At 68.9% G+C, this 13,339-nt stretch carries 12 protein-coding genes; 5 read left to right on the plus strand and 7 right to left on the minus strand.

The window, feature by feature from the left end; genetic code table 11:
• Both mutL and abc-f read right to left on the minus strand, forming a co-directional pair.
• Positions 1–1,179: DNA mismatch repair endonuclease MutL (mutL, locus tag V6M42_RS11055; RefSeq protein ID WP_332678508.1), on the minus strand; the 1,179-nt coding region annotated here is incomplete at its 3' end.
• Between the two features lie 511 nt (positions 1,180–1,690).
• Complete coding sequence (gene abc-f / locus V6M42_RS11060; RefSeq protein ID WP_332678509.1) at positions 1,691–3,580, minus strand: ribosomal protection-like ABC-F family protein; 1,890 nt, start codon at positions 3,578–3,580, stop codon at positions 1,691–1,693.
• Between the two features lie 144 nt (positions 3,581–3,724).
• On the opposite strand from abc-f, the gene ndk reads away from it, so the two are divergent.
• Together ndk and V6M42_RS11070 are read left to right on the plus strand one after the other, a co-directional pair.
• Entirely contained in the window at positions 3,725–4,144 is a 420-nt protein-coding gene (gene ndk, locus V6M42_RS11065; RefSeq protein WP_332660635.1) for a nucleoside-diphosphate kinase, read from the plus strand.
• Between the two features lie 89 nt (positions 4,145–4,233).
• Positions 4,234–4,884, plus strand: coding sequence for a YoaK family protein (locus V6M42_RS11070; RefSeq protein WP_332678510.1), 651 nt, complete (start codon positions 4,234–4,236; stop codon positions 4,882–4,884).
• A gap of 59 nt (positions 4,885–4,943) precedes the next feature.
• Here the strand turns inward: V6M42_RS11070 and V6M42_RS11075 are convergent, their stop codons facing one another.
• The 3 genes from V6M42_RS11075 to V6M42_RS11085 form a co-directional block, all read right to left on the minus strand.
• Complete coding sequence (locus tag V6M42_RS11075; RefSeq protein WP_332678511.1) at positions 4,944–7,007, minus strand: M13 family metallopeptidase; 2,064 nt, start codon at positions 7,005–7,007, stop codon at positions 4,944–4,946.
• A gap of 70 nt (positions 7,008–7,077) precedes the next feature.
• A complete protein-coding gene (purN, locus tag V6M42_RS11080; protein WP_332678512.1) occupies positions 7,078–7,677 on the minus strand; it encodes a phosphoribosylglycinamide formyltransferase in 600 nt (199 codons plus the stop codon).
• A 16-nt stretch (positions 7,678–7,693) separates the two neighbouring features.
• The gene (locus V6M42_RS11085; protein WP_332678513.1) at positions 7,694–9,073 is read right to left on the minus strand and encodes a M20/M25/M40 family metallo-hydrolase; all 1,380 of its coding nucleotides are present in this window, start codon (positions 9,071–9,073) and stop codon (positions 7,694–7,696) included.
• Between the two features lie 126 nt (positions 9,074–9,199).
• Between V6M42_RS11085 and V6M42_RS11090 the strand changes: the two genes are divergently transcribed.
• Positions 9,200–9,664 (plus strand): hypothetical protein, encoded by a 465-nt coding sequence (locus V6M42_RS11090; protein ID WP_332678514.1) that lies wholly within the window; start codon positions 9,200–9,202, stop codon positions 9,662–9,664.
• A 169-nt stretch (positions 9,665–9,833) separates the two neighbouring features.
• On the opposite strand, the gene purM is transcribed toward V6M42_RS11090, so the two are convergent.
• A complete protein-coding gene (purM, locus tag V6M42_RS11095) occupies positions 9,834–10,883 on the minus strand; it encodes a phosphoribosylformylglycinamidine cyclo-ligase (protein WP_332660627.1) in 1,050 nt (349 codons plus the stop codon).
• Positions 10,884–10,963: 80 nt separating this feature from the next.
• Here purM and rnd point away from each other — a divergent pair, with 80 nt between their 5' ends.
• Positions 10,964–12,112 (plus strand): ribonuclease D, encoded by a 1,149-nt coding sequence (gene rnd, locus V6M42_RS11100; RefSeq protein WP_332660626.1) that lies wholly within the window; start codon positions 10,964–10,966, stop codon positions 12,110–12,112.
• 92 nt (positions 12,113–12,204) lie between these two features.
• On the opposite strand, the gene V6M42_RS11105 is transcribed toward rnd, so the two are convergent.
• A complete protein-coding gene (locus tag V6M42_RS11105) occupies positions 12,205–12,669 on the minus strand; it encodes a peptidylprolyl isomerase (protein ID WP_332660625.1) in 465 nt (154 codons plus the stop codon).
• 68 nt (positions 12,670–12,737) lie between these two features.
• Between V6M42_RS11105 and V6M42_RS11110 the strand changes: the two genes are divergently transcribed.
• Positions 12,738–13,339, plus strand: a 602-nt coding sequence (locus V6M42_RS11110) for an RlmE family RNA methyltransferase (protein WP_332678515.1), incomplete at its 3' end; no start/stop codon positions are given.

Consider the following 13,339-nt stretch of genomic DNA (forward strand, 5'->3'; position numbering starts at 1 on the left):
GTTCAGGCCGGGAATGATCTGCGCGGTCGCGGAAGCGGGCGCGGCCCAGCCTTGCCAGCCGCTCCAGCCCTGGGCGGAGGGCGTCGAGGGGCTGAAGGCGGCGCCCGTGTGGGGGCGGAAGCCGGCCAAGGCGTCGGCGGCGACGGTGGTCGAGGCGCGGTGACCGGCGCCGGCCAGGGCGTGGCGCAGGGCGCCGACGATCAGGCCACGCACCAGCGCCGGATCGCGGAAGCGGACCTCGGCCTTGGCCGGGTGGACGTTCACATCGACGTAGAGCGGGTCGATCTCGAGGAAGAGGACCGCCGCCGGATGCCGGTCGCGGGCGAGGAAGTCGGCATAGGCGCCGCGCAGGGCGCCTTGCAGCAGCCGGTCCTTCACGGGGCGGCCGTTGACGAACAGATACTGATGGCCGGCATTGCCGCGCGAATAGGTCGGCAGGCCCGCGTAGCCGGTGAGGCGGACGTTGTCGCGCGACTGGTCGATCAGCAGGGCGTTGGCCTCGAAGTCGCGGCCCAACAGGGCGGCGAGCCGCTTCAGCCGGCCGGCGTCGCCGGGATGTTCGGCGGGCAGGCGCAATGTGGTCTTGCCGTCGAGGTCGAGGGTGAAGGCGACGCCCTCATGGGCCATGGCCTGACGCTTGATCTCCTCCGAGATGGCCATGGCCTCGGACCGCTCGGACTTCATGAATTTCAGGCGGGCGGGGGTGGCGTAGAAGAGGTCGCGGACCTCGACGCGGGCGCCGTGGGGCCCCGGGAAGCCGGCGGGGGAGACGGGGCGCTGGTCGCCGCCTTCCACCGTGATGGCGTGGGCGTCGCCGCCGTCGCGGGGGCGGCTGGTGATGGTCAGCCGGGCCACCGAGCCGATCGACGGCAGGGCCTCGCCGCGGAAGCCGAGGGTGTGGATGCGCAGCAGGTCGACGTCGCCCGCATCGTCCGGCTCCAGCTTGGAGGTGGCGTGGCGCTCGACCGCGAGGGCCAGCTGGTCCGCCGCCATGCCGTGTCCGTCGTCGGCGATGAGGATGCGGCTCAGGCCGCCGCCGTCGGCCTGGATTTCGATGCGGGTGGCCCCGGCGTCGAGCGCGTTCTCGACCAGCTCCTTGATGGCGCTGGCCGGGCGTTCGACGACCTCGCCGGCGGCGATGCGGTTGACCGTTTCAGGGGGGAGGCGGCGGATGAGCATGGATTCGGAAGTATGCCGCTTTCCGTCATCCGTAAGTAGGGAAACGCCGATCAACTCGCCTCCGGTAGCGCGCGGCGCGGGGAGCGGGTCCCGGTTCGGGGCTGAAGTGTCCGCGCGAAAAACGTGGGACATTTTCGGACATTTCGGACAATTCGGTCATTTTTACCTCTGAAAACAACGACTTTTGGAGTCGCTTCGATGTCCGCGGCGCGGCGACGGACATTTTTGGATCGGGCGCTCCCCGGGATGGACGGGAAAGCATCGCACGAAGGCTTCCTGCGGCTACCGAATGACGCTGCCTGGGAGGAGACAGGGTGACGGATCAACGGGTTGGCGTTTGTAATCCGTATGGCTGGCGGCGAAATGCTCGCATTGTCTCCTCCCTGTCGCGAAGCGATGGGGAGGGGGACCCCGAAGGGGTGGAGGGGTAAGGCGGCGCGGCTCCCCTCCGTCACGGCGCGAAGATGCGCCGCGCCACCTCCCCATCGGAGATGGGGAGGAGACGGGATGGTCAGCTCACTTCCGCCAGCGCCTCTTCCGCCGCGACCCAGGCGGCTTCGGCGGCGTCGAGGTCAGACTGGGTCTTCGCCCGCGCGCGGGTCAGGCCTTCGAGGGCCTTGGGGTTGTTGACCGAGGCGTTGGCCATGTCGTCGTCGATGCGGGCGATCTCGGCGGTCAGCTGGCTCATCCGTTCCTCGGCCTTCTTCACCGCGTGACGCAGAGTCGAGGGCGAAGGGCCTGATTTCTTTTCGTTCTTCTTGCCCTTGTTGTTCTGCGCAGGCGCGGCGGCCGCCGCCGTCTCTTCCTTGATCTGGCTCGGCTTGACCGCGGCCATCTTCGCCCGGTCGAGGACGAATTTCGCATAGTCGTCCATGTCGCCCTCGAAGGGCTTCACCGTGCCGTCGGCGGCCAGCCACAGGCGGTCGGCGACCATCTCCATCAGCGACCGGTCGTGGGTGATCAGGATGACGGCGCCCGAATATTCGTTCAGGGCGTCGAGCAGGGCGCGGCGGCTGTCGATGTCGAGGTGGTTGGTCGGTTCGTCGAGGATCAGGATGTGCGGCGCGTCCATCGCCACCTGGTTGAGCAGCAGGCGGGCGCGTTCGCCGCCGGACAGGCTGGCGACGGTGGTTTCCTGCTTCTCATAGCCCAGACCCCATTGCGCCAGTTTCGAGCGACGGGCGCTCTCGGGGGCGTCGGGCATGGCGCGGCGGATGATCTCCAGCGGCGTGTCCGTGGGGTCCATGGCCTCGATCTGGTGCTGGTGGAACCAGCCCACCCGCATCTTGCGGTCGCGGTGCAGCTCGCCTTCGGAGACGTCCAGCGCCCCGGCGATCATTTTGGCGAAGGTCGACTTGCCGGCGCCGTTGACGCCCAGCAGGCCGATGCGGTCGTCCAGATCCATGCGCAGGTTGAGATTGCGCAGGATCGGGCGGCCCGGCTCGTAGCCGACGTTGGCCCGCTCCAGCCGGATCAGCGGCGGCGCCAGCGGGCGCGGCGGGGACGGCAGGATGAAGGGGGCGACGCGTTCCTCGATGGTCGTGGCCACGGGCTGCATCTTGGCCAGCCGCTTCATGCGCGACTGGGCCTGGGCGGCCTTGGAGGCCTTGGCCTTGAAGCGGTCGACGAAGGCCTGGAGGTGGGCGCGTTCGGCGTCCTGCTTGGCCTTGGCCGACATCTGCAGTCGGGCCTTTTCGGCGCGGGCCTTTTCGAACTGGTCGTAGTTGCCCGTGTAGAGCTCGAGCGTCCGGTTCGCGAGGTGCAGGATGTGGGTGCAGACCTCGTTCAGCATCTCGCGGTCGTGGGAGATGATCAGGGCCGTGTGCGGGTATTTCTTGAGGCGGGCCTCGAGCCACAGGGCGCCTTCCAGATCGAGGTAGTTGGTCGGTTCGTCGAGCAGCAGCATGTCCGGCTCGGCGAACAGGGCCGCGGCCAGGGCCACGCGCATGCGCCAGCCGCCGGAGTATTCCGACATCGGCCGCTGCTGGTTCTCCTGGCTGAAGCCGAGGCCGACGAGGATTTCGGCGGCGCGGGCGGGGGCGGCGTCGGCGTCGATCTCGATCAGCCGGGTCCAGATCTCGCCCATCTCTTCCGGCTCGGCGGTTTCCAGACGGCCCAGCAGGCTGTGGCGCTCCTCGTCGGCCTCGAGGATGGTCTCAAGCACGCTGACGGGCGTGGCCGGGTGTTCCTGATCGACCGAGCCGATGCGGGCGGTCTTGGGCAGGCTGATCTCATCGCCGCCGGCGGCCAGTTCGCCGAGGATCAGCTTGAACAGGGTCGACTTGCCGATGCCGTTGCGGCCGACCAGCCCGACCTTGGCGCCGGGCGGCAGGGAGACGGAGGCGTCCTCGAGGAATTTGCGGCCCCAGGCGTTGAAGGTCAGGTCGGTGATCTGGAGCATGGTCGGTCGAAATCTCGGGCCGCCCCTGACGCATCGGACCGCCTTGCGGCGGGCGAAAGAGGCAAAATTGTGTGGCGGTTGGAAACCGGGGAGGGCGCCGCTATAAGCCCGCGACCCTCAATCTCCCAACAAGAAGTCACCTCCATGACCGAACGCACCTTCTCGATCATCAAGCCCGACGCCACGCGCCGCAACCTGACGGGCGCCATCAACGCCGTGATCGAGGCCGCCGGCCTGCGCATCGTGGCCCAGCGCCGCGTCAAGCTGACCGACGCGCAAGCCAAGAAATTCTACGAAGTCCACGCCGAGCGCCCGTTCTACGGCGAGCTGGTCGGCCAGATGACGGCCGAGCCGGTCGTCGTCCAGGTTCTGGAAGGCCCGAACGCCGTCGCCGCCTATCGCGAAGTCATGGGCGCCACCAACCCGAAGGACGCCGCTGACGGCACGATCCGCAAGCAGTTCGCCCTGTCGATCGGCGAGAACTCGGTCCACGGTTCGGACTCGATCGAGAACGCGGGCATCGAGATCGCCCAGTTCTTCACGGACGACCAGATCGTCGGCTGATCGGTTCACACCGGACACACTGAACGCGGCCGGGTCGGTGACGACCCGGCCGTTTTCGTGTCAGCCTGCCGCCTTCACGGGGATTCGCCATGAAGGACTACGGTCGCAGGGGCGTCATGCTGGCCGCGGCCCTGTCGGCTCTGGCCGGCTATGTCGACGCGGTGGGGTTCATGACCCTGGGCGGCTTTTTCGTCTCCTTCATGAGCGGCAACTCGACCCGGCTGGGCGTTGGCCTGGCCCTGGGGGAATGGATGCAGGCGGCCATCGCGCTGGGCCTGATCGTCCTGTTCGTGACCGGGGTGGTGATCGGCGCGACGGTGGCCCGGCGCTTTGGAGAAGGGCGGCGATCCGCGGTTCTCGCCGCCGAGGCCGTCCTGCTTCTGATCGGCGCGGGGCTGTGCACCGCCGGCTGGCGCGAGGCCGGGATGGCGGCTGTGGTTCTGGCCATGGGCGTGGAGAACGCGGTCTTCCAGCGAGAGGGGGATGTCGGGGTCGGCCTGACCTATATGACCGGGACCCTCGTGCGGATGGGGCAGCGCCTCACCACGGCCCTGCACGGCGGGCCGCGCTGGGACTGGGCGCCCTTCCTGATGCTGTGGGTCGGCCTGTCCGTCGGCGGGGCGATCGGGGCGATCAGTTTCCTGCACTTCGGCGTGCTGGCGCTCTGGACGGCCTTCGGGATCGTCGCCGGACTGACGGTTCTGGTGGCGGGCGCGGAGGCGAGGGCGCAAGGCGGTTGAACGAAGACGGCCCCGGCGAGCGATCGCCGGGGCCGTTGTCGTTTCGGAGCGGGGTCCGCCTACCAGATGCGGGCGCGGGCCTCGGGGGCGAGATATTGCTCATCGCCCGGCTGAACGCCGAACGCCGCATACCAGGCGTCGATGTTCCGCGGCGACACCGCGGCCCGGTACTGGGCCGGGGAGTGCGGATCGACGGTGACCTGCTGGCGCAGGGCCTCGTCGCGGGTGTTGTTGCGCCACACCTGGGCCCAGCCGAGGAAGACGCGCTGGTCGCCGGTCAGGCCGTTGATGACCGGCGCTTCCGCCCCGTTCAGCGACATGTGGTAGGCGTCGAGCGCCAGCAGCAGGCCGCCCAGGTCGGCGATGTTCTCGCCCATGGTCAGGTCGCCGTTGACGTTCGCCCCTTCCAGCGGGCTCAGGGCCGAGTATTGCGCGCCCAGAACGGCGGCGCGGGCCTCGAATTTGGCGGCGTCCTCGGCGGTCCACCAGTCGCGCAGCACGCCGTCGCCGTCGGTCTTGCGGCCCTGGTCGTCGAAGCCGTGGGTGATCTCGTGGCCGATGACGGCGCCGATGCCGCCGTAGTTGACCGCCGGATCGGCGTTCGGGTCGAAGAAGGGCGCCTGCAGGATGGCGGCCGGGAAGACGATCTCGTTCCGGACGGGGTTGTAGTAGGCGTTCACCGTCTGCGGGGTCATGCCCCACTCCAGCGGGTTCACCGGCTTGCCCAGCTTGTTGACGTTGAAGGCCCATTCGAAGGCCGCCGAGCGTTCGACGTTGCCGTACAGGTCGCCCGGCTCGAGGCGCAGGCCGTCATACTCGCGCCATTCGTCGGGATAGCCGATCTTCACCCCGAAGCGGCTCATCTTGTAGAGGGCCTGCTGCCTGGTTTCCGGGCTCATCCAGTCGAGGCCCTCGATGCGGGCGGTCATGGCGCGGCGCAGGTTCGAGACCAGCTCTTCCATCTGGGCCTTGGACTCGGCGGGGAAGTGACGCGCCACGAACTCGCGGCCCAGCACCTCGCCCAGCGAACCGTCGACCTGGGCGACGCCGCGCTTCCAGCGGGGACGGTTCTCGGGCTGGCCGCCCAGGGTCTTGCCGTAGAAGTTGAAATTGTTCTCGACGAAGGCGCTCGACAGCCAGGGCGAGGCCTGGTCGACGACGTGGAAGGCCTGCCAGGACTGCAGGGTCGCGATCGGCGTTTCGGCGAAGACGCGCGCCATGCCGGGGAAGGCGGTGTTGTTGGCGGCGATCAGGGTCGGAACATGGCCGATGCCGGCGCCCTGGGCCCAGGACGCCCAGTCGAAGCCGGGGGCCGCCGCGGCCAGTTCGGCGACGGTGGCGGGGTTGTAGATCTTGTCGATCTGGCGGTTCTGGACCTGGGTCCAGTGCTGTTCGGCGATCCGGGTCTCGAAGGCGACCACGTCGGCGGCGGCCTGCTCGTGGTCAGGCCAGCCGGCCAGTTCCAGCGCCTTGGCGACATAGGCCTGATAGGCCGTCTTCTGGGTCGCGAAGCTGTCTTCCAGATAGTAGTCGCGGTCGGGCATGCCGAGGCCGCCCTGGCCGATGTAGACCGTGATCGTCTTCGGGTCCTTCAGGTCCTCGAAGATCTGCGCGCCGAACAGGCTGGAGCCGAAGCCGCCCTGGGTGCGGCCCATCAGGCCGGCGATCTCTTCGCGGGTGTCGGCGGCGCGGACCTCGGCCAGATCGGCCTGCAGGGGCGAGGCGCCGAGGCGCTCGACCGTCGCCTCGTCCATGAAGCTGCCGTAGAAGGCGCCGATGCGGGCGGCGTCGGGGCTGCTGGTCGGATTGGCGACGCTTTCCTCGATGATGGTGCGCAGGTTCTCCTGCGACCGGTCGTGCAGCATGTGGAAGGCGCCGTACGAGGTGCGGTCGGCCGGGATCGGCGTGTTCTTCAGATATGTGCCGTTGGCGTAGCGGTTGAAGTCGGCGCCGGGGCGGACGGTGGTGTCCATGCCGCCGATGTCGAAGCCGAACTCGCCGATGGCGGGCTGGGTCGTCGCGGGGATCTCCACGATCGGCGGCGCGGTCTGGGCCTGGGCGATCCCGGCGGCCAGCGTAAGGGCGGCGCCGGCGGCGCAGGCCATGAGACGTAGTCTGAGCATGAGAGCCCCCGTTGAAATTGGCGGCAACCTGACTCAGGTCATCGCCGCTGTCGCCGGGAAAGACCGGTTATTACAAACTTCTAATCTGGCGGGCGCAGAAGTCGGCGAGGGCGCGGGGGTAGAGGACGTGTTCGGCCGCCAGAACGCGCTGGGCCAGCGAGGCCGGGGTGTCGTCGGCCAGAACCGGCACGGCGGCCTGACCCAGAACGGGGCCTTCATCGACGCCCTCGGTCACCAGATGCACCGAACAGCCGGCCTCGGCGTCGCCGGCGGCGATGGCGCGGGCGTGGGTGTCGAGGCCGGGGTATTTGGGCAGCAGGCTGGGATGGATGTTCAGCATCCGCCCGGCCCAGCGGTTCACCAGCCAGGGCGTCAGCAGCCGCATATAGCCGGCCAGGGCGACCGCCTCGACCTGGTGGGCGGTCAGGGCGGCGTCGAGGGCCTGTTCGTGCCCCTCGCGGTCGGCGCCGAAGCTGCGGTGATCCACCGTCACGGTCGCCACCCCCTTGGCCTCGGCGACCGCCAGACCGCCCGCGTCGGGCTTGTTGGACAGGACCAGCACGACCTCGAACGGGGCGCCCGCCCGCTGACCGGCGTCGATCAGGGCGGCCATGTTGGAGCCCGCGCCCGAGATCAGGACGGCGACGCGGACGGGGCGAGGCTCGGGCATCAGTTCGCCGGGCCCATCAATTCGCGGGACGGGGGGCCGGGTCGCCGACCGAAACGAAGGAGCCGGCGGGCCCCGGGAAGACGACGGGGCTTTCATAGCCATCGTCGGAGACGGCCGAGACGCCGAAGAAGAAGTCGTCGATGACGATGTTGCGCAGGACCAGTTCGGTCGCATTCCCGGCCCACCGGCTGTGGGTCCATTGCGGGGCGGTGGTGGATCGCCACCAGACGCGATAGCCCGCCGCGCCGGGAACGGCCTGCCATCTGATGGTGGTGTCCGGCCTGACCGCCCCCGCGATGGTCACGTCCAGCGGGCTGGCCGGGGCGTTGGCCAGGGCCGCCATGGAGACGATGTTCAGGCGCGCGACCTGACCCAGATAGTCGAAGTCGACGCCTTCGATGGTGTCGCCGTATTCGACGCCGTTTTCGGTGCGCAGGTCCTGATGCTGGCGGTCGTAGTGCTCGGCGCCTTCCGAGATGCGGACGGCGGGGAAGCCGTGGCGCAGCATCTCGACCTGGTCGCCGCCGCGCCCGTAGCGGTCGGTGCGATAGATCATCTCGACATCGAAATTGGCCAGGTAGCGGTCGGCCAGGCTGTCGACGAAGCGGGCGAGGTTGCGCGACGAGGAGTCGACCTCGCCGCCGTTGTAGCGCCGGCGCTCTTCCTGGGCCTCGGTCTCGACGGTCTTGGTGCCTTCCGAGAAGACGCGGACGCGGGTGGTGTCGCGCACGCCGGACTGGCCTTCGGAATTGCCGACGATGTCGTTGTTCAGATTGGCCTCGACGCGCCAGCCCTGGGCCTGGGCGTAGTCGGCCAGGATCTTGCCGCCCAGCAGCCCCTGTTCCTCGCCGGACAGGGCGGCGAACACCAGGGTGGCGTCGAATTTGTGCTTCGACAGGACCCGCGCGGCTTCCAGCACCGCCGCGACGCCCGAGGCGTCGTCATTGGCTCCGGGCGCGTCGGAGGTGAAATTCATCACGTCGGTGACGCGCGAATCGATATGGCCCGAAATGATGATGACGCGGTTCGGATCGCCGGTTCCTCGCTGGATGGCGACGATGTCGACCACCTCGGTCGGCGTGGGGACGCGCGGGCCGGTGACGGTGTCGGACGGGGTGACGACGGTCAGGCAGCCGCCGCAGTCGCGGCTGATCGCCTCGAACTGTCGCTGGGCCCAGCGCCGCGCCGCGCCGATGCCGCGCGTGTCGGACTGCGTTTCGGACAGGGTGTGGCGGGTGCCGAAGCCGACGAGGGCCTCGATGTCCGCGCGCATCCGCCCGGGCTGGATGTCGCCCGCGAGCTGATGCAGCAGCGCCTGTTCCTCGACCGGGGCCTGGGCGGACGCCGCCGACGCCGAAAGCAGCAGTCCGGCCAGGGCGACAGAAAACACACGCATCGGCGACCTCGTTTGCAGGGAGGCGCGGACCTTGCCGGGCGGGCCCTGCCGGGTCAACGGCGGCGGCCCCGCTTGCGCCCGGCGCGGGGCTGGGAAACAGTGGCGGACTGTCCGGAGGTTCCCCAGATGCTCGCCCTCGTTCTCGCCGCAGCCCTTGCGGCCGCCGCGCCGCCTCCGCCCGATCTGACGGCCAGCGTCCTGACAGACGTGTGCCTTCCGTATGTGACCGGCGATTCCCGGGGCGCGACGGCGGTCGGGACTCTGGGTTTTCTCCCGGCGCCCGCTTCGGACGGCGACACGCTGAACTTCAAGACGGAGGACGAGGCCTGGCTGTTGCGGCTGACCACCACCGGCAGCGCCGCCGACGATAATCTCAACCGGGTCTGCGTCATCCAGGCGCGGCGCGGCGGCTTCGACGGGGCGAGACAGTCCATTCAGCCCGTGCTGCGCGAGCAGGGGTTCACGCCGGAGGCGGATCTGCCGGCCGGCCGCGCGATCTGGACACGGGGCGGGGTGACGGTGTCGCTGCGCCAGAATCCCGGCGCGGCCGCGATTGTGCGGGTGACCTTCAGCAGCCTGGACGCCGACTAGGGCTTAATCGACCTGCATCCCGTTCGTCATTCCGGGGCCGCGTAGCGGAACCCGGAACCCAGGAGGCTGGGCTCAACAGTCTGAAGCGGGGCGGGGACGGCGTCCGGTCGCCTGGGTTCCGGGTTCTGTTTCCGGCTGCGCCGGTCCCAGCCCCGGAATGACGGAAATATCAGGCGGCTTCCAGCTGGCCGCAGACGAAGGCGACTTCGCCGGCGTTGAGCAGGCCGGCCAGGACCGGTTCGACGTTCTCGGGCGAGACCACAAGGATGAAGCCGACGCCGCAGTTGAAGGTGCGGCGCAGTTCGTGATCCGAAATGCCGCCGACCTCGCCCAGCCACTGGAACACGTGCGGCATGGGCCAGGCGTCCCAGTCGAAGCTGGCCTGAAGGCCCTCGGCGATGCAGCGGGGCGGGTTCTCGATCAGACCGCCGCCGGTGATGTGGGCCGCGCCCTTGACCAGTCCGTCCTTCATCAGCGGCAGCACCGGCTTCACATAGATCCGCGTCGGCTCCATCAGGGCCTGCGCCAGCGTCCGGTCCTTGGCGAAGGGGGCGTCGTCGCCCCACGACAGGCCGGACTTCTCGACCACCTTGCGGATCAGGGAATAGCCGTTGGAGTGCGGGCCCGAGGAGGCCAGGCCGATGATGACGTCGCCCGCCGCCTGACGGTCCAGATACGGCAGGGCGTGGCCGCGCTCGACCGCGCCCAGCGAGAAGCCGGCCAGATCGTAGTCGCCGCCCTGGTACATGCCCGGCATTTCGGCCGTTTCGCCGCCCACGAGGGCGCAGCCGGCCTGACGGCAGCCTTCGGCGATTCCGGCGACGACCCGTTTGGCGGCGTCGATCTCGAGCTTGCCGGTGGCGTAGTAGTCGAGGAACAGCAGGGGCTCGGCGCCCTGGGCCAGCAGGTCGTTGACGCACATGGCCACCAGATCGATCCCGACGCCGTCATGGCGGCCGGTCTCGATGGCGATCTTCAGCTTGGTGCCGACGCCGTCGGTGGTGGCGACGATCAGCGGATCCTCGAATCCGGCGGCCTTGAGGTCGAACAGGGCGCCGAATCCGCCCAGCGAGGCCTCGGCGCCGGGACGGCGGGTCGACTTCGCCAAGGGCTTGATGGCGTCCACCAGCATTTCGCCGGCGTCGATGTCCACGCCCGCATCGGCATAGGTCAGACCGTTCCTGAGGCCGTCATTCCGGGAATCGGAGGTGTCGCTCATGGGTCACGGGCCTGAATCAGTGGGAGGTTTTCTGCGGCGGCTCTTGCCACAACCCTGTCGCGCGGGGCTATAGCATCCGAATGACGCCCATCACCACCACCGAGGCGCTTCGCGATTTCTGCAAGCTCCTGGCCGACCAGCCCTTCATCACCGTCGACACCGAGTTCATGCGGGAGACGACCTACTGGCCGCGCCTGTGCCTGATCCAGGCGGCGTCGGCCACGGACGCCGCCATCATCGACCCGATGGCCGAGGGTCTGGACCTGGAGCCCTTCCTGGAGCTGCTGCGCGATCCGAAGATCATCAAGGTCTTCCACGCCGCGCGTCAGGACACGGAAATCTTCGTCAAACTGGGCGCCATGCCCAAGCCGATGTTCGACACCCAGGTGGCCGCCATGGCCGCGGGCTTCGGCGACCAGGTCTCGTATGAGGCCCTGGTCCGCCAGATGCTGCGTCAGGAAGTCGACAAGGGCAGCCGCTTCACCGACTGGGCGCGCCGTCCGCTGTCGGACGCCCAGCTGGTCTACGCCCTGGGCGACGTGACCCACCTCGCGGCCCTCTATCCCAAGCTGCGCGACCGTCTGCAGAAGGAAGGCCGTCTCGACTGGGTCATGGCCGAGATGGAGGATCTGACCGATCCGGCCCTGTACGACACCGACCCGGAAAAGGCGTGGAAGCGCCTGAAGCCCAAGAAATTCTCGGCCAAATACCTGTCGGCCTTCGTCGCCACCGCCGTCTGGCGCGAGCGCACGGCGCAGGAGCGCGACCAGCCCCGCGGCCGCATTCTCAAGGACGAGGCCATCGACGAGATCGCGGCCCAGGGTCCGACCGATCCCGACGCCTTCAACCGCCTGCGTTCCGTGCCCAAGGGCTTCGGCGCCTCGCGTCTGGGCATCGAGCTGTCGGCCGAGCTGAAGCGGGTGCTGGCCGATCCGGAGGCGTTCGCGCCCAAGCTGGAGCGTCCCGCCCACAACCAGCCGGCCCCGCCGTCGGTGGTCGAACTGCTGAAGGTGCTGCTGAAGGCCAAGAGCGACAACGCCGGGGTGGCGACCAAGCTGCTGGCCAATGTCGCCGACCTCGAGAAGATCGCCCTCGACGACGAGGCCGACGTCGACGCCCTGAAGGGCTGGCGCCGCCAGCTGTTCGGCGAGGACGCGCTGAAGCTGAAGCGCGGCGAGATCGCCCTGGTCCTGAACGGGGCGCGGGTCGAGGTCGTGGAGATCGAGTAGGGCCTAGGTTCTAGGTTCTAGGTTCTAGGGGCGAAGGGGTGACAAACGATTCCCCTAACCCCTAGCCCCTAGAACCTGATCCCTCGTCGCCCTCAGGCGACCGTAGCCTTGACGATCTTGCCCGGCGAACGGGGCGGTTCGCCCTTGGGCAGGGCGTCGACGTTGTCCATGCCTTCGATGACCTGGCCCCAGACGGTGTACTGGCCGTCGAGGAAGGAGGCGTCGTCCAGGCAGATGAAGAACTGGCTGTTGGCGCTGTTGGGGTTCGAGGTGCGGGCCATGGAGCAGACGCCGCGGGCGTGGCGCTCTTTCGAGAACTCGGCCTTCAGGTCGGGCTTCTTCGAGCCCGAGGTGCCGGTGCCGGTCGGATCGCCGCCCTGGGCCATGAAGCCGGCGATGACGCGGTGGAAGACGACGCCGTCATAGAAGCCTTCCTTCGAAAGCTCGGTGATGCGGGCGACATGGCCGGGGGCCAGGTCGGGGCGCAGCTTGATAACGACGTCGCGGTCGACGCCGTCGCCGGTGTCGAGGGTGAAGGTGAGGGTTTCGTCGGCCATCGGGCGCGCTCCTTGTGAATTATCGCGGGTGCATAGCCCGCAATCCCGTCGGGGGCTATGTGGATGCGATGACCGACGAAGAAAAGCCCGCCGAACGACGCCGCATGGTGCGCCCGCCCTCGGGCGGCACCGCCGCCGGCCGCGGTTTGGGCGCCAAGATGAAGACGGCGGACACCAAGTCGATGTCCAGCCAGCAGTGGATCAAGCGCCAGCTCTCGGACAAATGGTCCGAGCGGGCCCGCGCCGAGGGCTGGCGCAGCCGCGCGGCCTTCAAACTGCTGGAGATCGACGACCGCTTCCACCTGATCAAACACGGCAGCCGGGTCATCGACCTGGGCGCCGCGCCCGGCGGCTGGGCCCAGGTGGCGGTCAAGCGCGGGGCGACCTCGGTGGTCGGCGTCGATCTGCTGCCGGTCGAACCGGTTCCCGGCGCCATCATGATCCAGGCCGACTTCACCCATCCGGGGGTGGACCAGCAGATGATCGACCTGCTGGGCGGGCCGCCTGATCTGGTCCTGTCCGACATGGCCCACAACACCGTCGGTCACCGCCAGACGGACCACCTGAAGATCATCGCCCTGATCGAGATCGCCGCCGACTTCGCCCTGCGCACCCTGCGGCCGGGCGGGCATTTCGTGTCCAAGAATTTCCAGGGCGGGGACGCCGGCGG

Origin of the sequence: Brevundimonas sp., assembly GCF_036677305.1 — a bacterium.
GTDB lineage: Bacteria > Pseudomonadota > Alphaproteobacteria > Caulobacterales > Caulobacteraceae > Brevundimonas.